This is a genomic window from Streptomyces sp. NPDC056452 (assembly GCF_042796085.1).
Classification (GTDB): domain Bacteria; phylum Actinomycetota; class Actinomycetes; order Streptomycetales; family Streptomycetaceae; genus Streptomyces.
Genome location: NZ_JBHTRI010000032.1, coordinates 72396 through 91836 on the forward strand (window position 1 = coordinate 72396; position 19441 = coordinate 91836).

At 70.8% G+C, this 19441-nt stretch carries 18 protein-coding genes; 9 read left to right on the forward strand and 9 right to left on the reverse strand.

Annotation, left to right across the window (positions count from 1 at the left end; genetic code table 11):
- Positions 1–97: 97 nt before the first annotated feature.
- The 5 genes from ACFQ6X_RS27685 to ACFQ6X_RS27705 all read right to left on the reverse strand — a co-directional run bounded on the left by ACFQ6X_RS27685 (position 98) and on the right by ACFQ6X_RS27705 (position 5231).
- Positions 98–991: a phosphatidylinositol-specific phospholipase C/glycerophosphodiester phosphodiesterase family protein gene (locus ACFQ6X_RS27685; protein WP_383185245.1), complete on the reverse strand. Its 894-nt coding sequence runs from the start codon at positions 989–991 to the stop codon at positions 98–100.
- A gap of 267 nt (positions 992–1258) precedes the next feature.
- The gene (locus tag ACFQ6X_RS27690; RefSeq protein ID WP_383185247.1) at positions 1259–2380 is read right to left on the reverse strand and encodes an acyl-CoA dehydrogenase family protein; all 1122 of its coding nucleotides are present in this window, start codon (positions 2378–2380) and stop codon (positions 1259–1261) included.
- Positions 2377–3564 carry an acyl-CoA dehydrogenase family protein gene (locus tag ACFQ6X_RS27695; protein ID WP_383185249.1) on the reverse strand — a complete coding sequence of 396 codons (1188 nt, stop codon included), beginning with the start codon at positions 3562–3564 and terminating at the stop codon, positions 2377–2379. Before ACFQ6X_RS27695 ends, ACFQ6X_RS27690 begins: the two co-directional genes overlap by 4 nt.
- Positions 3561–4529 carry an NADPH:quinone oxidoreductase family protein gene (locus ACFQ6X_RS27700; RefSeq protein ID WP_383185251.1) on the reverse strand — a complete coding sequence of 323 codons (969 nt, stop codon included), beginning with the start codon at positions 4527–4529 and terminating at the stop codon, positions 3561–3563. The genes ACFQ6X_RS27695 and ACFQ6X_RS27700 overlap by 4 nt, the downstream gene beginning before the upstream one ends.
- A gap of 102 nt (positions 4530–4631) precedes the next feature.
- Positions 4632–5231: a helix-turn-helix domain-containing protein gene (locus tag ACFQ6X_RS27705; protein ID WP_383185253.1), complete on the reverse strand. Its 600-nt coding sequence runs from the start codon at positions 5229–5231 to the stop codon at positions 4632–4634.
- A gap of 297 nt (positions 5232–5528) precedes the next feature.
- Between ACFQ6X_RS27705 and ACFQ6X_RS27710 the strand changes: the two genes are divergently transcribed.
- Entirely contained in the window at positions 5529–6101 is a 573-nt protein-coding gene (locus ACFQ6X_RS27710) for a rhodanese-like domain-containing protein (RefSeq protein WP_383185255.1), read from the forward strand.
- A gap of 18 nt (positions 6102–6119) precedes the next feature.
- On the opposite strand, the gene ACFQ6X_RS27715 is transcribed toward ACFQ6X_RS27710, so the two are convergent.
- Positions 6120–7415 carry an alpha/beta fold hydrolase gene (locus tag ACFQ6X_RS27715; protein WP_383185257.1) on the reverse strand — a complete coding sequence of 432 codons (1296 nt, stop codon included), beginning with the start codon at positions 7413–7415 and terminating at the stop codon, positions 6120–6122.
- 238 nt (positions 7416–7653) lie between these two features.
- On the opposite strand from ACFQ6X_RS27715, the gene ACFQ6X_RS27720 reads away from it, so the two are divergent.
- On the forward strand, positions 7654–8478 hold the full coding sequence (locus ACFQ6X_RS27720; RefSeq protein WP_383185259.1) for an aldo/keto reductase: 825 nt from the start codon (positions 7654–7656) through the stop codon (positions 8476–8478).
- 272 nt (positions 8479–8750) lie between these two features.
- Here ACFQ6X_RS27720 and ACFQ6X_RS27725 read toward each other — a convergent pair whose 3' ends face one another.
- Positions 8751–9026 (reverse strand): DUF2087 domain-containing protein, encoded by a 276-nt coding sequence (locus ACFQ6X_RS27725; RefSeq protein ID WP_383185261.1) that lies wholly within the window; start codon positions 9024–9026, stop codon positions 8751–8753.
- Between the two features lie 275 nt (positions 9027–9301).
- Here ACFQ6X_RS27725 and ACFQ6X_RS27730 point away from each other — a divergent pair, with 275 nt between their 5' ends.
- From ACFQ6X_RS27730 to ACFQ6X_RS27740, 3 genes are all read left to right on the forward strand, one after another.
- A complete protein-coding gene (locus ACFQ6X_RS27730; RefSeq protein WP_383185263.1) occupies positions 9302–10276 on the forward strand; it encodes an acetylxylan esterase in 975 nt (324 codons plus the stop codon).
- Positions 10277–10399: 123 nt separating this feature from the next.
- Positions 10400–11554 carry a Gfo/Idh/MocA family protein gene (locus ACFQ6X_RS27735; RefSeq protein ID WP_383185265.1) on the forward strand — a complete coding sequence of 385 codons (1155 nt, stop codon included), beginning with the start codon at positions 10400–10402 and terminating at the stop codon, positions 11552–11554.
- The gene (locus tag ACFQ6X_RS27740; protein ID WP_383185267.1) at positions 11551–12480 is read left to right on the forward strand and encodes a PmoA family protein; all 930 of its coding nucleotides are present in this window, start codon (positions 11551–11553) and stop codon (positions 12478–12480) included. The genes ACFQ6X_RS27735 and ACFQ6X_RS27740 overlap by 4 nt, the downstream gene beginning before the upstream one ends.
- Positions 12481–12520: 40 nt before the next feature.
- On the opposite strand, the gene ACFQ6X_RS27745 is transcribed toward ACFQ6X_RS27740, so the two are convergent.
- Positions 12521–12964: a nitroreductase family deazaflavin-dependent oxidoreductase gene (locus ACFQ6X_RS27745; RefSeq protein WP_383185269.1), complete on the reverse strand. Its 444-nt coding sequence runs from the start codon at positions 12962–12964 to the stop codon at positions 12521–12523.
- Positions 12965–13267: 303 nt separating this feature from the next.
- Here ACFQ6X_RS27745 and ACFQ6X_RS27750 point away from each other — a divergent pair, with 303 nt between their 5' ends.
- Positions 13268–14629: an FAD-dependent oxidoreductase gene (locus tag ACFQ6X_RS27750; protein ID WP_383185271.1), complete on the forward strand. Its 1362-nt coding sequence runs from the start codon at positions 13268–13270 to the stop codon at positions 14627–14629.
- A 120-nt stretch (positions 14630–14749) separates the two neighbouring features.
- A complete protein-coding gene (locus ACFQ6X_RS27755; protein ID WP_329204409.1) occupies positions 14750–15370 on the forward strand; it encodes an L-threonylcarbamoyladenylate synthase in 621 nt (206 codons plus the stop codon).
- Between the two features lie 21 nt (positions 15371–15391).
- Here the strand turns inward: ACFQ6X_RS27755 and ACFQ6X_RS27760 are convergent, their stop codons facing one another.
- Positions 15392–16462: an LLM class flavin-dependent oxidoreductase gene (locus ACFQ6X_RS27760; RefSeq protein ID WP_383185273.1), complete on the reverse strand. Its 1071-nt coding sequence runs from the start codon at positions 16460–16462 to the stop codon at positions 15392–15394.
- Between the two features lie 185 nt (positions 16463–16647).
- Between ACFQ6X_RS27760 and ACFQ6X_RS27765 the strand changes: the two genes are divergently transcribed.
- Entirely contained in the window at positions 16648–18102 is a 1455-nt protein-coding gene (locus ACFQ6X_RS27765; RefSeq protein WP_383185275.1) for a basic amino acid/polyamine antiporter, read from the forward strand.
- Between the two features lie 69 nt (positions 18103–18171).
- Positions 18172–19437, forward strand: coding sequence for an arginine deiminase (locus ACFQ6X_RS27770; protein WP_383185277.1), 1266 nt, complete (start codon positions 18172–18174; stop codon positions 19435–19437).
- The last annotated feature ends 4 nt before the right edge of the window (positions 19438–19441 follow it).

Genomic DNA, 19441 nt, shown 5'->3' on the forward strand with positions numbered 1-19441 from the left:
CGCCAGTGTGGCGCAGCGGAGGGGCCATCCGGCGGACTGGCGTGTCCGCCGAACGGGTGTTGACGCAGGGTGACCGGAGCCGCCTTCCGAGAAGCGGTCAGTGGCCGGTGCGGCGGTCCCGGTCACGGTGGCGGAGAAAGGCTTCGAGCCCCGCCAGGTCGTCGCTGTTCAGATGGTCGACGCCGGCGGCGAGGAGCTCCGTCCACACGGCGTCGCGCTCCGGCCCCGCCAGGTCGGGCGTGGCCCAGAACCGGACCCGCTGACCGCTCGCGCGGGCGGTGGAGACGAGGGTGCGCAGCCTGTCCCGTTCGGCGGCGGGGAAGGGGCCGGTGCCCAGCCAGCTGAAACTCTGGGTCCAGTTGCTGCTGATGAGCGGGATGAAGGAGGCGGGGGCCGCGGTGCCCAGGTCGTCGAGCCGGCCGTCGTAGAAGGCGTAGCGCGTGCTCTGCGCCTCCATCGGTACGCGAGCGGCGCGGTCGCCCGAGATGACGGGCGTCACCGCTCCGGTGCGGACCCTGCCGTGGCTGAAGCGGGTGAGGATCTGCCGGTAGCGCCGGAGCACCGCGTCGAGTGCGAGGTAGGTGGCGGCGCCGTTGGTCTTGATGTCGATCAGCAGCTGCAGCGGGGGGCGGTATCCGGCGTACACCGAGCCGTGATTCGCCCTGACCCGGGCCAGCAGCGGGTCGAGGTAGAGCGAGGTGAGGGTGCGGGTGGGGTCGAGGCCGGCCTCCTCGTGGGCGACGAGGAGTTCGCCGTCGACGAGGAAGATGTCAGCCTCGACGCTGGTGAACCCGTGCGCGAGCGCGTCGTGGAGGGGACGCGGGTGCAGGTAGTCGTTGTGCGCGTGGGCCTGGGTCAGGGGACGCGGGCCGTGGGGGCGGCCGGCGGGGACGGCCGGCGCCGCTGCTGCCGACTGGGCGGGGATGAAGGCGCCCGCGGCGGCGGTGGCCAGGGCTGTGGTGACGACTCTGCGGCGGGTCAGGTGTGCCATGGGGTCTCCCTGAAGCGGTGAGCGGGCAGAGCGGGCGGGTGGACGCGACGAGTATGGGGCCGCGAGCGACTCGAACGGCAGGTACCTGCCAAGAGTTGGACCCGTCGTCGTCCGCCCGTCGACTGCGCTGCGTCTGCTGTTACCCAGGCGATCGGGGCAGGTGGAGACCTGGGCCGGGCACGACGGAGCGGGGGTACGTGAGCACGTACCCCCGCTCCTGGTGTGATCCGGACGCCCCCACTCCTGGTGCGAACCGGACGAGAGGCCCTACGGCGCGGCCAGCTCCACCAGCTCGGCGACGGCCTCGCGGTGGCGCCCCGCCGTGCCGTACGCGATCGAGTCGGCCTTGGCCCGCTTCAGGTAGAGGTGTGCCGGGTGCTCCCAGGTCATCCCGATCCCGCCGTGCAGCTGGACGCACTCCTCAGCCGCGTGCACCGCGACCTTCGAGCAGTAGGCCTGGGCCACGGCCACCGCGAGCGGCGCATCGGGGCTGCCGGCCGCCAGCGCGTCCGCGGCGTTGCGGGCCGCCGCGCGCGCGGAGACGACCTCCAGCCAGAGCTGCGCCATCCGGTGCTTGAGAGACTGGAACGAGCCCACCGGCCGGTTGAACTGGTGGCGTTCGCGGGTGTGGCGGACCGTCTCGGTCAGGCACCACTCGGCGATGCCGAGCTGCTCGGAGGCGAGGAGTCCGGCTCCGGACAGCAGCCCCCTCTCCACGGCGAGGGCCGCGGGCCCGGCCTCGGCAAGTCGGGTACCGGCAGCCCCGGCCAGGGTGACCGTGGCGAGTGGACGGGTGAGGTCGAGCGGAACGAGCGACTCGACGGTGACGCCGTCACCGGCCCTGTCGACGGCGTACAGCCCCTCGGCGGTGGGAACCAGCAGCACATCGGCGGCCACCGCCTCGGCGACACCGGTCACCGTCCGGTCGAGGGTGCCGGTCATCGCGGCGGCGGCATCGGCGGCGGGCGTGGCGAACGGCAGGGCGAGGACGGCGACCTTGCGGCCGGCCGCCAGGTCGCCGAGCAGTTCACCCACCGGACCGTCCTGCGTGTCGAGCGCGAGGAGGATCTCCGTGGCTACGACGGCGCTGGTCAGATACGGGGCGGGGGCGACGCTGCGGCCGAGTTCCTCCAGGACCACGGCGGCTTCGCGGTGGGAGGCCCCCTGTCCGCCGAGTTTCTCCGGCACCAGCAGTCCCGCTGCCCCGATGCCGGCGGCAAGCGATTCCCACAGCCGCAGGTCGTACGGCGTGTCGGACTCGATACCGGCGATGACCATCGGCGCGTCGGCCCGGTCGGCGAGCAGCGAGCGCACGGCCGACCTCAGGTCCTCCTCGGTCTCCGAGTAGAGCAGGTCGGGAGCGTGGGCTGCTTCGGTCTGTGCGGTCATCGGGAGAGATCCTTCCAGGCGACATCCTTGTCGTTGCGCGGTTCGACAGGCAGACCGAGGACGCGCTCGGCGACGATGTTGAGCAGGACCTCGCTCGTGCCGCCCTCGATGGAGTTGCCCTTGGAGCGCAGATAGCGGTAGCCGGCGTCGCGTCCGGTGAAGTCGACGAGCTCCGGGCGGCGCATGGTCCAGTCGCTGTACAACAGGCCTTCGTCGCCGAGCAGTTCGACCTCCAGGCCGCTGATCTCCTGGTTGAGGCGGGCGAAGGCGAGCTTCATGCCGGATCCTTCGGGGCCCGGCTGCCCGGCGACGAGCTGCTGGCGCAGCCGTTCGCCGGTGAGCCTGGCGACCTCGGCCTCGACCCAGAGCGTGAGCAGTCGCTGGTGGAGGTCGTGGGTGCGCAGCTCGGGGCGTTCGCGCCAGGTCCTCGCGACCGTGCCGATCATGCCGCCCTCGCGCGGGATACGGGCTCCGCCGATCGAGACGCGCTCGTTCATCAGGGTGGTCTGGGCGACCTTCCAGCCTTCACCCACCGGGCCGAGGCGCCTGCTGTCGGGGATGCGGACCCCGGTGAGGAAGACCTCGTTGAACTCCGCCTCGCCGGTGATCTGGCGCAGCGGCCGCACCTCGACGCCGGGGTCGGTCATGTCGCAGATGAAGTAGCTGATGCCCCGGTGCTTGGGCACGTCTGGGTCGGTGCGGGCGATGAGGATCGCCCAGCGGGCCACATGGGCGCTGGATGTCCAGACCTTCTGCCCGTCGACCACCCAGTCCTCGCCGTCACGGACGGCGCGCGTGCCGAGGGCCGCCAGGTCCGATCCGGCGCCCGGCTCACTGAAGAGCTGGCACCACACCTCCTCGCCGACCCACAGGGGGCGCAGGAAGCGCTGCTTCTGTTCGTCGGTGCCGTAGCCGAGGATCGTCGGCGCCGCCATGCCGAGGCCGATGCCGATGCGCCGCGGATCGTTGTCGGGGGCGTCCGCGGCGGCGAGTTCGGCGTCGGCGACGGGCTGCAGGGAGCGCGACGCGTCGAGTCCGCCGAGGCCGACGGGGTAGTGCACCCACGCGAGACCGGCGTCGAAGCGTGCCTTGAGGAAGTCGGTACGGTCCGTCGTGGCCGGCGGATGGGCGGCGAGCAGTTCCTGCGTACGCCGACGGATCTCTGCTGCGTCGATGGTGGTCATCGGGCACCTCCTGCCGGCAGGACTACTATGCGGCCTGTGCTCGTGCCGTCGGCGACACACTGGACGCCGCGCGCGGCCTCGGCCATCGGGAGCCGCTCACTGACCAGGGGCTTGACGACGCCCTGTGCGGCCAGCTTGGTGAGCTCGTCGTGGCAGGCGCGGACCGCGGCCGGGTCCTTGGTGTTGTACAGGCCCCAGTGGAGCCCGACGATCGAGTAGTTCTTCACCAGGGCGTGGTTGAGGCCCGGGGTGGGGATGGCGCCGCTCGCGAATCCGACGACGACGACGCGGCCTTCGAAGGCGATGCACTTCACGGACTTGGCGTAGGCGTCGCCGCCGACGGGGTCGTAGACGACATCCGCGCCGCGTCCCGCGGTGGCTTCCTTCACCGCGGCGACTATGTCCTCGCTCCGCCGGTCGATGACCAGGTCGCAGCCGAGTCCACGGGCGATCTCGGCCTTCTCAGGTCCGCCGACCACTCCGATGACCGTGGCGCCGGCCGCCTTGCCGAGCTGGACGGCGGCGCTGCCGACGCCACCCGCCGCCGCGTGCACGAGCAGCGTCTCGCCCGCCTGCAGGTGCGCGCGGCGGTGGAGTCCGAACCAGCCGGTCTGGTACCCGATGTGCAGTGCGGCGGCTTCCGCGTCGTCCAGGGCGTCAGGGGCGGGCAGCAGGGCGGCCTCGTCCGCGACGACGTAGTCGGCGAAGCCGCCGTTCGGGAGAGCGGGGGTGGCGAGGACACGGCGCCCGTCCTCCGTCTTGCCGCAGATCTCCACACCCGGGGTGAACGGCAGCGGGGGCCTGACCTGGTACTGGCCGCGGCAGAGCAGCGCATCGGGGAAGTTGATGTTCGCCGCGCGCACCTCGAGCAGCACCTGCCCCGGTCCGGGACTGGGCCGGTCCGTCTCTTCGAGCTCCATCACCTCGCTCGGCTCGCCGTTCCGGTGCACTCGCCATGCCTGCATGAGGGGCCTCCACAACACTGTCGGCATTACCACTGCTCCGGCGCATACTAAGCGGTTGCTTGCCCGTCTGGGAACACCCGGCACCGGTCGGCGACAGCTCCTTCACGCACGCTTGGGTTTCGCCCTGACATGCATGCGCTCACCCTGCGGCCCGAAGAGGCTGAGAAACTCGACCGGCTCGTCGCCCACGGGTCCGAACCAGTGCGGCAACCGGGTGTCGAACTCCGCCGCCTCTCCGGGCACCAGGACCAGGTCGTGCTCGGCGAGCTTGAGCCGCAGCCGCCCGTTGAGCACGTAGAGCCACTCGTACCCCTCATGGGTGCGCTGCTCGGGCTCCTCCGTGCAGGGCGCCTCCTGAATGACCTTGTAGGCCTGGAGACCGCCGGGCCGGCCGGTCAGGGGCAGGGAGGTCTTCGAGCCGTGCACGATGGGCTTCGCCCTGACCCGCGGATCGCCCACGGGCGGCGCCCCCACGAGATCGTCGAGCGGCACCTCGTGGGCGCGGGCGATGGGAAGCAGCAGCTCGAGACTGGGGCGCCGACCCCCGGACTCCAGCCGCGACAGGGTGGACACGGAGATTCCTGTGGCCTCGGAGAGCGCGGCGAGCGTCACCCCCCGGTCCTTGCGGAGCCGGCGCAGCCGGGGGCCCACTCCGGTGAGTACGGCATCGAGTTCGGGGTCGTCCTGGCTCTGTTCCTTCATGACTCCATTGCAGAATCAGCAAACGGCTTTGTCAATCGGCTGGGGAATCCGTCCCCGTCGGGAAGAGGGCATCGCCCTCCCGCGTTACACCCGGCAGGCAGTCCACGGACGGCCGCGACCTGGTGCATTCCGGGAACGGATCAGGGCAGGGTGAGTCGGGGGAGCCGCTTGCCCGACCGAGCCAGGTCGTGTCGAGCCACCCCTGCCCGCCATACCCCGGTGGGTATTCTGTCGCGCGGGGTGAGTGAGGCCCCGCCGCTCTCCGCGCCCCGGTGAACGAACGAAAGGAACCCGCTCGTGACCAGTCCCGCTTCCCTCTCCCCCGCCCAGGCCGCAGCCCGGCTGGAGGAGTTCACCGTCATCGACGTGCGGGCGCCCGGTGAGTACGCCTCGGGGCATGTCCCAGGCGCCCTGAACATTCCGCTCGACCGGCTCGGCGAGGCGGTACCCGCACTCAAGTCCGCCTCGGCCCGCGGCTCCCTGCTGGTGGTGTGCGCATCCGGTGTCCGCTCCACGAAGGCCTGCGAGGTCCTCGCCCGGGCCGACATCGAGGCAGTCACGCTGACCGGCGGCACGTCCGCATGGGCGGGCGACGGGCACGGCCTGGACCGCCCGGAGGGCGGCCGCGCCACCTGGCCCATGGAGCGCCAGGTGCGGCTCGCCGCCGGTTCCCTTGTGGTGGCCGGTCTGCTCGCGGGCAGGCGCTTCCCGGCGGCGCGCTGGCTGTCGGCGGGCATCGGTTCCGGTCTCGTCTTCTCCGCGGTGACCAACACCTGCGGCATGGCGGCGGCGCTGTCCAAGCTCCCGCACAACCGTGCGCCGCGCACCGCGGCCGACCTGGACACGACGCTGGACGCCCTGCAGCGCTGACCTGCCCGCGGGCGGGGGCTACCGGTCGCTCTCGCCCCGGACGAGTGCGAGCAGCCGGTCCAGGACGCGTGACCCTCCCGCCCGCAGGCCGTCGTGCTCGAACTCACTGGTCACCCAGGTGCGGAGGCCGCGGATCGCGGCAGCCGTGCGCAGCGCGTGCTCCGTGTCCACGTACATGTCGTCGTGGTAGACCGCCGCGGCGGCGGGCACCTCGTTGGCCGCGAGCCGCTCGGTGTCGTACAGGGCGGGCCAGTCGGTCCGGGCGGCGAGCAGCTCGGCCGTCTCGCGCAGCGGCCGCAGCGCGGGATCGACCTCGAAGTGCCAGGGGTGGATGCTCTCGCCGGTGAAGATCACGGGTCCGTCGCCGACCGACGCGGCGTCGAACTGCGGGAATTCGGCTCGGACGCGTTCGGCGGCCCAGCCGGTCGGCCGGCCGCCCTGCCCGTAGATCGCCTCGTGCATGACGGCGTACAGCGGGTGGCCCGCGAACGACGTGGCCGCGCGCATGGCTTCCTGGAAGGTGTCGGAGAGTTCGATGCCGTGCGGGCCGCCGACGAAGGCGTTCTCCAGGAGGTGGTGGAGCTGGTGGCTGCCGTTCCCGCCGCCCAGCAGGATGCCGAGGGACTGGAACCCCTCGGGTGTCAGGCGGTGCCCGCCGCTCGTGGGGCGGTGCTCGGAGAGGTATGCGGCGATCGCGCGGGCGCGGTCGATGTCCTGCGGGTAGCGGGCGTAGTGTGCCGCGACTTTCCGCTCGATCCGCGGATACGCGGCCCGGTAGACGTCATCGGCATGGGCGTCCAGGGAGGGCAGCCCGCCGGTGATCAGGACGGCCTTGAGCCCTTCAGGGGCGGCGGACAGGTACCGGACGGCGCAGAAGCCGCCGAAGGACTGGCCCAGAACGGTCCAGGGCGCGCCGCCGGTGAGTCGGGGGCGGATGAGTTCGCAGTCCCTGACGATGCTGTCGGAGCGGAAGTGCGCCAGGTAGTCGGCCTGCTCGCGCGGCCCCCCGCGCAACGGAAGGGTCTGCCGGTTGGCCGGGGTGGAGAGCCCCGTACCGCGCTGGTCGAGGAGCAGCACGCGGAACTCCCGCACCGCCCGCCCCAGCCATGCCTCCGTACCGATGAACCTGCGGGCGCCGAAGCCGGGACCGCCCTCCAGGTACACCAGCCAGGGCAGGTCCTCGTCCGACTTGGCGCCCGCCACGACCTCCCGGCCGAAGATCTCGATCGTCTCGCCGCCGGGATCCTCGTGGTCGAGAGGGACCGTGAACCGTCGGTCGGTGAGGACGAGGCCGGGGTGGCGATAGCTGTTCAAGGGTGCTCCTGGATCCGGTGTTTCCCGGACAGTTCAGCACATGGCCCCTGCCCGAACGGTCCCGGGCCGCGTGCGCCGCGTCGCGGTGGCTCCTACCGTGCGTCCAGGACGCCCAGGAACCCCGTCGACTTGCCCGCGCTTGCCATTAACCCGCGTATGCAATTATTGTCGACGCCAGTAATCATCGTACGCAGCACGACAAAGTCCGGCCCGGTCCGGCACCTCAGGAAGGTCTCCCATGTCCACGGTCCCCAGCGTCACCCTCAACAACGGCATCACGATTCCGCAGCTCGGCTTCGGCGTCTTCCAGGTCCCCGACGACGAGACCGCCGCAGCGGTGTCCGGCGCGCTCGACGCGGGCTACCGCTCCATCGACACCGCCGCCGTGTACGGGAACGAGGCGGGCGTGGGTCGCGCCCTGGCCACCTCCGGGATCCCGCGTGAGGAACTGTTCGTCACCACGAAGCTGTGGAACGCCGACCAGGGGTACGACTCGGCACTCGCCGCCTTCGACGCCAGCCTGGCCAAGCTCGGCCTCGACTATGTGGACCTCTACCTCATCCACTGGCCCACGCCCGCCCGCGACCTCTACCCGGACAGCTGGCGTGCCCTGGAGAAGCTGCTGGCCGACAGCCGGATCCGGGCCGCCGGGGTGTCCAACTTCCAGCCCGCCCACCTGCGCCGCCTGATCGACGCCGGCTCCCTCGTCCCGGCCGTGAACCAGATCGAGCTGCACCCGGGCCTTCAGCAGGAGGAACTGCGCACCCTGCACGCCGAGCACGGCATCGCCACCGAGGCGTGGAGCCCCCTGGCGCAGGGCGCGCTGCTGGACGACAGCGCACTGGTCGCGATCGCCGCGCGCCACGGGAAGTCGCCCGCCCAGGTGGTCCTGCGCTGGCACCTCCAGCTCGGCAACGTCGTGATCCCCAAGTCGGTCACGCCCGCCCGCATCCGGGACAACATCGACGTCTTCGACTTCGAGCTCTCGCCCGCGGACATGGACGCGATCGCCGGTCTCGACCGGGGCATGCGCACGGGCCCGGACCCCGACACCCTCAACTGAGCCCGGAATCCCGGCCCGTCAGTCGACCAGAGCCCGCAGGACGGCGCGGAACATGCGCCCCAACGCCCCCAGGGCGCCCAGCTCCACAGCGGTTTCGCCGACGTCCGCAGCCGCCTCCGCCCGGTCCGCCCGGTGTTCCGCGGACCGGCACCTGCGGCAGGTCCCGCCCCTCAGCCGACGATGTCTCTCACACCGGGCGCACGTGCCCGAACATCTCCCCATGGGGAGATCATCCCACCTGCCGGACAGCCGGCCGTGACCCGGTACGGCCCTCAGCGGCCCCGTCGGTAGTTGCTGCCGTCCTTCGGGCGGACCAGCAGCCCGGCGACCACCAGATAGCGGCGCAGGGCCGAGCAGTCCTCGTGCACGGTGAGGAGCGCGTCGTTGACCTCGCGCTCGGTGTAGGCGCGGTCGCGCTCGAAGAGTGTGTCGGCGAGGTGGACCAGCAGCTGCTGGCGGCGGGCCACCTTCCGGGGGATCGCCGTCAGGCGACCGTGTGAGAAGAGCGCTGCCACCTGGTGCGAACTGCGGTTTTCTGAATCGGACATGGCGGAAGCGTGGCAGGCGCCGGCCGGTCGGGCAACGCGATTTCCGCGTTGACGGCAGGCCGGCGCCTGTGTCGCGGCCCTGCAGTGCGCGCGACGGCGATGGCGCCCTGGAGCCGCTCCCCCGCCTCGTGGACCGTGCGACGCGGTGCCGTTCTGCGTACCGAAACCCGGCGCCGCGCTGCGCCCGTTGTGGACACAAGAAGTTCTTTGACTGATGCCCCGCCGGTCGTACGGTGTGATCATCCCTATCGACTTCGCGACAAAGGCGGTTCCGCATGGCCCTGTTCGATCTGCCCCTGGACGAACTGCGCACCTACACCAGCGGGTCGGCGGAGCCGGCCGATTTCGACGCCTTCTGGTCGGCCACCCTCGACGAGGCCGGAACCCACGACCTCGATGCCCGATTCGAACTGCTCACCGACACCGGTCTGACCACGGTCGATGTGTTCGACGTGACGTTCGCCGGCTTCGGCGGACATCCGGTCCGGGGCTGGCTCGTCATGCCGGCGGGCACCACGCGACCGCTGCCCCTGGTCGTGGAGTTCATCGGGTACGGGGGCGGGCGCGGGCTGCCGCATTCGTACCTGCTCTGGGCATCGGCCGGCATGGCCCACTTCGTGATGGACACCCGGGGCCAGGGAAGCGGCTGGGCTCCGGGCGACACGGCCGACCCCGTGGGGAGCGGGCCGTCCTTGCCGGGGTTCATGACCCGGGGCATCGAGGACCCCGAGGCGTACTACTACCGGCGGCTGATCACGGACGCGGTACGTGCCGTGGAGGCGGCCCGCTCGCACCCGCTGACGGACGCGACCCGCACCGCCGCGATCGGCGCGAGCCAGGGCGGCGGGCTCGCCCTCGCGGTCGGCGGGCTGATACCCGACCTGGCGGCCGTCGCACCCGACGTCCCGTTCCTCTGCGACTTCCCCCGGGCGATCAGCCTGACCGACAGGCTCCCCTACCGCGAGATCGGCAACTACCTCAAGACGCACCGGGGGCGCGCCGAACAGGCGAGGGCCACGCTGGCCTACTTCGACGGGGTCCACTTCGCCGCCCGCGGCCGGGCGCCCGCGCTGTTCTCGGTCGCCCTCGAGGATCAGACCTGCCCGCCGTCCACGGTCTTCGCCGCCTTCAACGCGTACGCCCACCCGGACAAGGAGATCGAGGTGTACGACTTCAACGACCACGAGGGCGGCGGCCCGTTCCAGCAGGCGGTGCAACTCGCCCGGCTGCCCAGGCTGCTGAAGGCCTGACCTCCACGTACGCGGCGCCGGGCACTTGACCCGGCTCGCGTGCGGAGCCTAGGTTTCCCCGGAGAGAAAGCGCTTGCTATCGGGCGCTCGCCATCCGCCAGGTGATCCTCCAGGGGGTACGTCATGCCCAGCCGTCCTTCACACCGGGGACCGGTCCGGGTCGCGATCGTCGGCACGGGCGCGATCGCGCGGGGCAGCCATCTGCCGGCGCTGACCGCGCTCGCCGCCGGACAGCCGCTGGAGATAGTCGCCGCGGTCGACGTCGATGCGGCGTCGGCCGAGGCGTTCTGCGCGGATGCGGGCATCCCCCACCCGTACACGGACCTGTCCGCCATGCTGGCCGAACAGCGGCCCGACCTGGTCACGCTCTGCACCCCGCCCCGGTTCCACCGCGATCAGACCGTTGCCGCGCTGCGGGCCGGAGCCTGGGTGTGGTGCGAGAAGCCGCCCTGCCCTTCCCTGGAGGACTTCGACGCGATCGAGGCGGCCGAGGGCCCCGAGGACGGCGGCCCGTACGCGGCGATCGTCTTCCAGCACCGATTCGGTTCGGGCTCCCGCCATGTGCGGGAACTGCTGGCCGAACAGGCGATGGGCAGGGCCCTGGTGGCCCACTGCCAGACGACCTGGTACCGCGACGAGGCGTACTACGCCGTCCCCTGGCGCGGGAGTTGGAGCAGCGAGGGCGGCGGTCCCGCCATGGGGCACGGCATCCACCAGATGGATCTCCTGCTCGATCTGCTCGGCCCGTGGACGGAGATCCGCGCGATGGCGGGGCGGCTCGTGCACGACGTCGAGACGGAGGACGTCTCCACGGCGCTCATCCGCTTCGAGAGCGGTGCGATGGCCACGGTCGTGAACAGCGTGCTCAGCCCGGACGAGGTCAGCCGGATCCGCATCGACTGCGAGCATGCCACGGTCGAGCTCACCCATCTGTACGGGCATCGCAACGCGGACTGGCGGATCACGCCCGCACCGGGAGTCCCTGCCGCGCAGGCGGCCTCCTGGCAGGACTTCGGAGCGGACGTCCCCAGCTCGCACGAGGCCCAGCTGCGCGGGCTGCTGGAGGACCTGCGGGCCGGACGCAGGCCCCGCAGCAGCGGCGCCGACGGCCGCAAGAGCCTGGAACTGGTCACAGCCCTCTACAAGGCCGCCTTCACCGGGGCCACGGTCCGGGCGGGTGAGATCGGTCCCGGCGATCCCTTCTACGGCGCGTTGCACGGCGACGCTCCCGGCTGGGCCCCCCGGTCCCCGGCAGAATCCGCGGAGGTCACGGCATGACGGGCACCGTGGGGCTCGTCCACGTGCACGGCGACCACCTCGCCGTGTCCGTCGCCGGCAGCGGGGTCGAACTGCTGCGGTACGTGTACCGGGCCGAATCCCCTTGGGAGGCGCCGAAACCGTACATCCATCCCCTGCGGACGCTGTCCGGCCGGGTGGTGACCGACTACCGCCCCAACGACCACCGCTGGCACAAGGGTCTGCAGATGACCGCCTCGCACCTGTCGGGACAGAATCTGTGGGGCGGCAACACCTATGTGCACGGCGAGGGCTATCTCGCCCTGCCGGAGCGCGTCGGCTCGATGGCGCACCGCGGATTCGACGAGGTGTCGGTGCACGACGGCAGGGCCCGCGTCACCGAGCGGCTGACCTGGCATCCGTACAGCGGCGAGGTCTGGGCCGAGGAGGCCCGTCGCATCGAGGTGCACGATGTCGACGCGACGACCGGGAGCTGGGCGCTGACGTGGTCGTCCGCGGTCACCAACCGGCGCGAGGAGCCGCTGCGCCTCGGCAGCCCGACGACGCACGGCCGTCCGGGCGCGGGGTACACCGGCCTGTTCTGGCGGGGGCCGCGTGCCTTCCGCGACGGGCGGATCCTCACACCGGACGGCGAGGGCCCGGAGCTCATGGGGAAGCAGGCCGACTGGCTGGCCTACAGCGGTGAGCACGACGGGGCCGACGGCCACGCCACACTCGTCTTCGTCCACTCCCCCGAGAACGACCACACCGGCGCGGGCGGCACTCATCCGGCGCACTGGTTCGTGCGGAACACCCCGTTCGCCGCCGTGGCCCCGTCGTTCGCCTTCCACGACGAGCTGGTCCTGGCACCCGGTGAGACGATGACCCGCCGCTATCGGGTACTGGTCGCGGACGGCGCCTGGGACCGCGAACGCATCGCCTCCCGGGTCGGGGCACTGTCCTGGTAGGCGCCCGGCCCCGGGGAATGCCCTCCGAGCGACGGGGGCGCTACCGCTCTCCGGCCGGCGCCAGGACGAACACGGGGATCTCGCGGTCGGTCTTGGTCTGGTAGTCGGCGTAGTCGGGGAAGGCCTCGACGGCGCGGCCCCACCACAGGGCCTTCTCCTCGCCGGTGACCTCACGGGCGACCATGTCCTGCCGCACTGTGCCGTCCCGCAGCTCCACGTGGGGATCGGCGATCACGTTGTGGTACCAGACGGGGTGCTTAGGGGCGCCGCCGAGAGAGGCGACCGCGGCGTAGCGGCCGTCGTGCTCGACCCGCATCAGGGGCGTCTTGCGGAGTTTGCCGCTCCTGGCGCCGCGCGTGGTCAGGAGGATGACGGGCTTGCCGCGCAACGTGGTCCCCTGCGTGCCGCCCGAACTCTCGATGAGCTCGACCTGCTCACGCACCCACGGCGTCGGACTCGGCTCGTACTCGCCCTCGATCGGCATGACACGTGCTCCTCTCGTCGAAGTCCTGCGTCGCACATCCCCTCACGCCTCCCCGGATGGTCCGGGGCACGCGGGGACACCGGCGGACGGGTCGCGTCCGGGTGCCTCCATGGGGCTCACGTAATTTCCGCTCACATATTCGCGCACCTTTGGTGTCTATATACACATCTATATCCGAATTGCACACTTGCCCCGCTCCAGGGTCGCTCAGGCGCAGGGCATACCGTGGGGCGGAGCGTAGTAAGCCAAGCCTTACTCCGCAGCATCCTGCCCCTGACCAGCCGCCCAAAGGAACAACACTCCATGACACGCCCCGTCCGCGTCGCCATCGTCGGAGCCGGTCCTGCCGGAATCTACGCAGCGGACGCGCTGCTCAAGTCCGAGGCCGCCCAGGACCCGGGTGTATCGATCGACCTGTTCGAGCGCATGCCCGCCCCCTTCGGCCTGATCCGGTATGGCGTGGCCCCGGACCACCCGCGGATCAAGGGCATCGTGAAGGCCCTGCACCAGGTCCTGGACAAGCCGCAGCTGCGGCTGTTCGGCAACGTCGACTACCCCAACGACATCGGCCTCGACGACCTGCGGACCTTCTACGACGCGGTGATCTTCTCCACGGGCGCCGACGCGGACCGCGCCCTGGACATACCGGGGATCGAGCTCGAGGGCTCCTACGGCGCCGCCGACTTCGTCGCCTGGTACGACGGGCACCCCGAGGTGCCGCGCACCTGGCCCCTGGAGGCCGAGAAGGTCGCCGTGCTGGGCGTGGGCAACGTGGCCCTCGACGTGGCGCGCATGCTCGCCAAGACGGCGGACGAGCTGCTCCCGACGGAGATCCCCGCGAATGTGTACGAGGGCCTCAAGGCGAACAGGGCGCTCGAGGTGCACGTCTTCGGGCGGCGGGGTCCGGCCCAGGCCAAGTTCAGCCCGATGGAGCTGCGCGAGCTGGACCACTCCCCCAACATCGAGGTCATCGTCAACCCCGAGGACATCGACTACGACGACGGCTCGATCGCGACCCGGCGGGAGAACAAGCAGGCCAACATGGTCGCCTCCACGCTGGAGAACTGGGCGATCCGGGACGCGGGCGACCGTCCGCACAAGCTGTTCCTCCACTTCTTCGAGTCCCCGGTGGAGGTCCTGGGCGAGGACGGCCGCGTCGCCGCCCTGCGTACCGAGCGGACCGAGCTGGACGGCACCGGCAACGTCCGGGGCACGGGCAGCTTCACCGACTGGGACGTGCAGAGCGTCTACCGCGCGGTCGGCTACTACTCGGAGGAGCTGCCGAAGCTGCCGTTCGACGTGGCCTCCGGTACGGTCCCGCACGCCGCGGGACGGGTACTGAGCGGTGAGGAGCCGATGGCCTCGGTGTACGTCACCGGGTGGATCAAGCGTGGTCCGATCGGCCTGATCGGGCACACCAAGGGCGACGCGAACGAGACGGTCGCCTGCCTCCTGGAGGACCACACCGCCGGACGGCTGCCCGCCCCCGAGCAGCCCGAGCCCGATGCGGTCGTCGAATTCCTCGAGCAGCGCGGCGTCCGCTACACCACCCGCGAGGGCTGGCACCGCCTCGACGCCCATGAGCAGGCGCTCGGGGCGGAGCAGGGCCGCGAGCGGATCAAGGTCGTCGAGCGCGCCGCCATGCTGGACGCGTCCGGCGCCTGACAGCGGGCCGTGCGCCCCCGGAGCTCCTCGGCGGGCTCCGGGGGCGCGGTGCTGCCCGGTCGCTCCGGCCCGTACCGACTGTTGCCGAACGGGACCGCCCCGAGCCCTTAGACTCGGCGGATGGCGAAGTATTTCGACGTACACCCCGAGAATCCTCAGCGACGCACCGTCAGCAGCGTGGCCGACAGCATCCGGTCCGGTGCGCTCGTCGCGTACCCGACGGACTCCTGCTACGCCCTGGGCTGCCAGTTGGGCAGTCGCGACGGCATCGGGCGGATCCGGTCGATCCGGAACCTCGACGATCGCCACCACTTCACCCTGGTGTGCCAGAACTTCGCACAGCTGGGCCAGTTCGTGCAGATCGACAACGACGTCTTCCGGGCCATCAAGGCGGCGACGCCCGGCAGTTACACCTTCATCCTCCCCGCCACCAAAGAGGTGCCGCGGCAGTTGCTGCACCCGAAGAAGAAGACCGTCGGCGTCCGGATTCCCGACCACGCCGTCGCTCAGGCGCTCCTCGCCGAACTCGGTGAGCCGCTGCTCTCCAGCACGCTGCTCCTGCCCGACGAGGAGGAGCCGATGACACAGGGCTGGGAGATCAAGGAACGCCTCGACCACGTGGTGGACGTCGTGCTCGACTCCGGCGACTGCGGCACCGAGCCGACCACGGTCATCGACTTCTCGAACGGCGAACTCGAGATCGTACGCCGCGGAGCGGGAGACACCGCGCGGTTCGAGTAGCGGTAGCCCTCGACACCCCGGTCACTCCGCACTGCCGGCGGTCCCGTCGGCAGGCGCGGTGCCCGGCCCGCTCAGCCCCGCTGTCCGCGCGAGCCGCCGCAGCGAGTCCTCGAGCGCCTCACGGTCGTACGTGCTCGTGGTGACCAGCACTTCGTCCGCGCCCGTCTCCTTGACGACCAGCTCGAGTTCGGCCGCGACGGTCTCCTCCGTGCCCGCGAGATGGCCGCGCAGCCCGCTCTCGAACAGCCTCCGCTCCTTCTCGGTCATCGCCAGTTGCTCGATCCGCTCGGCCGGGGCGAGCGGTGGGAACGTGCCGTGGGTGCGCGCGTACGCCATGGACCAGGCCTCGGGGACCAGGAGCCGCCTGGCCTCCTCGGCCGTCCCTGCGACGGCGATCGTCCCCGCCACGACCACGTAGGGCTCCCGGGTCCAGGCCGAGGGCCGGAACTCCCTGCGGTAGACGTCGATCGCGTGCAGCAGCTTCTCCCGGCCGCGGAGGTCACCCACCACCAGGGGAAGCCCGGCCGCGGCGGCGATCGACGCGCCCTCGCCGGTCGCGAGGACGTACGGGGGTATGCGCAGCCCCTCGGCGGGCCGGGCGTGCACCTGGGGATGGGCCTGCTGGGTGCCGTCCAGCCAACCGAGAAGTTCGGCGAGCTGCCCCGCGAAGTCGTCGGCGTCCTGCTTGTCCCGGCCCAGCGCCCTGCGGATGCCGTCGGTGAAGCCGACCGAGCGCCCGAGACCCATGTCGATCCGCCCGGGGAACAGCGAGGCGAGCACGCCGAACTGCTCGGCGACGACGAACGGCTGGTGGTTGGGGAGCATCACCCCGCCCGTGCCCACACGGATCACGGAGGTGGCTGCCGCGACGGCGGCGGCCAGCACGGTCGGCGCGGAACCGGCCACGCCCGGAACGCTGTGGTGTTCGGAGACCCAGAAGCGGTGGTACCCGAGCTTTTCGACCACTCCGGCCAGCCGGACGGTGTCGCGCAGCGCCTGCGGACCGTCGTATCCCTCCCGGGTGCGGGAGCGGTCCAGGAACGAGAAACGGGTCGCTTCGATCGAAGGGCTCACGCATGGGTCAACGCTCATGGCCCACCAGGATTCCCGTACAGCGTGACCGACCCGGTCCCGGGTGTCGGTCCACCCAGCAGACGCGCTGTCCATTTTGTCGCTAAAGTCCGTAACGCCTTCAACGGCATCGAGCGACTGGACGGTGGGTGCCGGTGGCTCTCCCGTCCGCCAGTTCTCGTATCTGTCTCGCACGAGGGGAAGACATGGCAAGCTCCGACACCGGGACCGACGCCGTCCAGGGCTCCGGCACCGCGGTCAAGATGACGCTGCTCACGCTGACCATGATGGTGGTCGGTTCGATGGTCGGCGCCGGAGTGTTCTCCCTGCCGTCCCGCTTCGCCCAGGAGACCGGTGTCGCCGGGGCGCTGATCGCCTGGGCCATCGCGGGTACGGGCATGCTGATGCTCGCGTTCGTCTTCCAGACGCTCGCGGTGCGCCGGCCGGATCTCGACGCCGGTGTCTACGCCTATGCCAAGGCCGGATTCGGCGAGTACCTCGGCTTCTTCTCGGCGTTCGGGTACTGGGCCAGCGCCTGCGTCGGCAACGTGACCTACTGGGTTCTGATCATGTCGACGATCGGCGCCGTCTGGCCCGCGCTCGGCGACGGCGACACGGTGATCGCCATCGTGCTGTCCACGTTCGGCCTGTGGGCGTTCTACCTGCTCATCCGCCGGGGCGTGAAGGAGGCCGCCGCGATCAACAGGGTGGTCACCGTGGCCAAAGTGGTCCCGATCATCGTCTTCGTCATCCTCGCGCTGGTCTACCTGGACACGAGCGTCTTCGCCGACAACTTCGCCGGCGCGGACTACGCGGGCTCCCTCTTCAACCAGGTGCGCGGCACCATGCTGGCCACGGTGTTCGTCTTCCTCGGCGTGGAGGGCGCCAGCGTCTACTCACGTCACGCCAAGCGCCGCGAGGACATCGGCCGGGCCACCGTGCTGGGCTTCCTCAGCGTCTTCGCCGTCTTCGCCTCGGTCACGATCGTGTCGTACGGCATCCTGCCCATGGCCGAGATCGCCGAGCTCCGCCAGCCGTCCATGGCCGCTGTGCTGGAGGCGGCTGTCGGGACCTGGGGCATGGTCTTCGTGAGCGTCGGGCTGATCATCTCCGTGCTCGGCGCCTATCTCGCCTGGACGCTCATGGCGGCGGAGGTGCTCTTCGTGGCCGCCAAGGACGACGACATGCCGCGCTTCCTGCGTCGCTCGAACTCCGCCGATGTGCCCGTGCCCGCACTGCTGATGACCACGGCCCTGTCCCAGGTGGTCCTCGTCATCACCTTGTTCTCGGACGACGCGTTCAACTTCGCACTCGACCTGACGAGTTCCCTGTCCTTGATCCCGTTCCTGATGGCGGCGATGTTCGCCGTGAAGATCATGGTGCGGCCCGATGAGCTGACCGCCGGAACAGGCCGCAGGCGTGACCTCGTCGTCAGCGTCGTGGCGACGCTCTACACCGCGTTCCTGCTGTTCGCGGCAGGCCTGAAGTTCGTGCTGGTCTCCCTCATCATCTACGCCCCTGCCACGATCCTCTTCGCCATGGCCCGACGGGAACAGCGGCGGCAGGTGTTCTCACCGCCCGAACTCGTCATCTTCGCCGTCTCCATCGCCGGAGCCGCCATGGGAGTGATCGCCCTGGCCGCGGGCTGGATCAGCCTCTGACGGCCCGTCCGCAACCAGTCCGTCCTGCTCCGCGCAGGCACACCAGCACACGACCGAAAGGACGCACCCATGACGAACACCACCGACACCGGCGCAGCTCCCGTGCACGGTGTGCACTCCGAGGTGGGCAGACTGCGCAAGGTGCTGGTCTGCGCACCCGGCCTCGCACACCGTCGGCTCACCCCCAGCAACGCCGGCGACCTGCTCTTCGACGATGTGATGTGGGTGGACAACGCACAGCGCGACCACGCCGACTTCGTCAGCAAGCTCCAGCAGGGCGGCGTCGAGGTCGTGGAGCTGCACGACCTGCTGGCCGCGACGCTGACGGTGCCCGGTGCCAAGGCGTGGCTCCTCGACCGCAAGATCACCGCCAACGAGGTCGGCCTGGGGCTCATCGACCCGACCCGCGCCTTCCTGGAGTCCCTGGAACCCCGGCAGCTCGCCGAGTACCTGATCGGAGGCCTGGCCACCACCGACCTGCCCGAGGAGTACCGCTCCGGCTACCTCGGCCTGGCCCGCGAGTCGACCGGGGCACGCGAGTACCTCATGCCGCCGCTGCCGAACACCCTCTACACCCGCGACACCACGTGCTGGCTGTACGGAGGGGTCACGCTCAACCCGCTGTACTGGCCCGCCCGTCATGACGAGACCCTGCTGATGAAGACGGTCTACCGCTTCCACCCGGACTTCGCCGGCGACACGGTCTGGTGGGGCAATCCCGAACTCGACTGGGGCAGCGCCACGTTCGAGGGCGGTGACATCATGCCCGTCGGCAACGGGGTCGTCCTCATGGGCATGAGCGAACGGACCTCCCGGCAGGCCATCACCCAGGTCGCCGCCGCCCTGTTCAAAAACGGTGCCGCGGAACACGTCGTGGTGGCGGGCATGCCGAAACTGAGGGCGGCGATGCACCTGGACACCGTCTTCACCTTCGCCGACCGCGACATCGTCACCCTCTATCCGAAGATCATGGACGCGGTCCACACGTTCTCTCTCCGCCCCGGCGACACCTCACAGGGCGTGGAGGTCATCGACGAGGGATCGAGTCCGTTCGTCGATGTGGTGGCCCGGAGCCTCGGCCTGCCGGCTCTGCGGGTGATCGAGACGGGCGGCGACGTGTACGCCTCCGAGCGCCAGCAGTGGGACAGCGGGAACAACGCCGTCGCGCTCGAACCCGGGGTCGTCTTCACCTACGACCGCAATACCCAGACCAACGACCTGCTGCGCGCGGCCGGGGTCGAGGTCATCCCGATCGTCGGTGCGGAGCTCGGCCGTGGCCGCGGCGGTGGCCACTGCATGACCTGCCCCCTCATTCGCGAGCCTGTCGAGTTCTGACGAA

What these genes read in the sequence shown, in the direction of transcription:
- ACFQ6X_RS27685 (WP_383185245.1), bottom strand. Translation starts at nt 991, where the DNA reads ATGGCACACCTGACCCGCCGCAGAGTCGTCACCACAGCCCTGGCCACC.
- ACFQ6X_RS27690 (WP_383185247.1), bottom strand. Translation starts at nt 2,380, where the DNA reads ATGACCGCACAGACCGAAGCAGCCCACGCTCCCGACCTGCTCTACTCG.
- ACFQ6X_RS27695 (WP_383185249.1), bottom strand. Translation starts at nt 3,564, where the DNA reads ATGACCACCATCGACGCAGCAGAGATCCGTCGGCGTACGCAGGAACTG.
- ACFQ6X_RS27700 (WP_383185251.1), bottom strand. Translation starts at nt 4,529, where the DNA reads ATGCAGGCATGGCGAGTGCACCGGAACGGCGAGCCGAGCGAGGTGATG.
- ACFQ6X_RS27705 (WP_383185253.1), bottom strand. Translation starts at nt 5,231, where the DNA reads ATGAAGGAACAGAGCCAGGACGACCCCGAACTCGATGCCGTACTCACC.
- ACFQ6X_RS27720 (WP_383185259.1), top strand. Translation starts at nt 7,654, where the DNA reads ATGTCCACGGTCCCCAGCGTCACCCTCAACAACGGCATCACGATTCCG.
- ACFQ6X_RS27725 (WP_383185261.1), bottom strand. Translation starts at nt 9,026, where the DNA reads ATGTCCGATTCAGAAAACCGCAGTTCGCACCAGGTGGCAGCGCTCTTC.
- ACFQ6X_RS27730 (WP_383185263.1), top strand. Translation starts at nt 9,302, where the DNA reads ATGGCCCTGTTCGATCTGCCCCTGGACGAACTGCGCACCTACACCAGC.
- ACFQ6X_RS27735 (WP_383185265.1), top strand. Translation starts at nt 10,400, where the DNA reads ATGCCCAGCCGTCCTTCACACCGGGGACCGGTCCGGGTCGCGATCGTC.
- ACFQ6X_RS27740 (WP_383185267.1), top strand. Translation starts at nt 11,551, where the DNA reads ATGACGGGCACCGTGGGGCTCGTCCACGTGCACGGCGACCACCTCGCC.
- ACFQ6X_RS27745 (WP_383185269.1), bottom strand. Translation starts at nt 12,964, where the DNA reads ATGCCGATCGAGGGCGAGTACGAGCCGAGTCCGACGCCGTGGGTGCGT.
- ACFQ6X_RS27750 (WP_383185271.1), top strand. Translation starts at nt 13,268, where the DNA reads ATGACACGCCCCGTCCGCGTCGCCATCGTCGGAGCCGGTCCTGCCGGA.
- ACFQ6X_RS27755 (WP_329204409.1), top strand. Translation starts at nt 14,750, where the DNA reads ATGGCGAAGTATTTCGACGTACACCCCGAGAATCCTCAGCGACGCACC.
- ACFQ6X_RS27760 (WP_383185273.1), bottom strand. Translation starts at nt 16,462, where the DNA reads ATGAGCGTTGACCCATGCGTGAGCCCTTCGATCGAAGCGACCCGTTTC.
- ACFQ6X_RS27765 (WP_383185275.1), top strand. Translation starts at nt 16,648, where the DNA reads ATGGCAAGCTCCGACACCGGGACCGACGCCGTCCAGGGCTCCGGCACC.
- ACFQ6X_RS27770 (WP_383185277.1), top strand. Translation starts at nt 18,172, where the DNA reads ATGACGAACACCACCGACACCGGCGCAGCTCCCGTGCACGGTGTGCAC.